At 65.4% G+C, this 254-nt stretch carries 1 pseudogene; it reads right to left on the bottom strand.

The window, feature by feature from the left end:
• Positions 1–254, bottom strand: a pseudogene (locus SB751_RS33065) (methyl-accepting chemotaxis protein); the annotation flags it as partial.

Genomic DNA, 254 nt, shown 5'->3' with positions numbered 1-254 from the left:
AGCGAACAGACCGAGCACGACGCCAATCACGGCAATCGCGCCGAACACGATGACCGACACCTGGAAGCGCTCGGCGGCGATCTCGCCGTCGCGCTGTTCGCGGGCGGTCTGCCATTGTTCGAGCGCGTCGATCGCTTTCGCGTAGATGGCGTAATAGCGGTCGGCCGTCTCGCCCTGGATGGTGCGGAAGGTGTTGAAGTCGTTGTCGACGAGCGCCTTGTACTCCGGCTCCAGCGCCTGCTCGACGAGCGCCG

It is taken from the genome of Cupriavidus sp. SIMBA_020 (assembly GCF_046535395.1).
GTDB lineage: Bacteria > Pseudomonadota > Gammaproteobacteria > Burkholderiales > Burkholderiaceae > Cupriavidus > Cupriavidus campinensis.
This window is presented reverse-complemented; position numbering and strand designations above follow the sequence as displayed.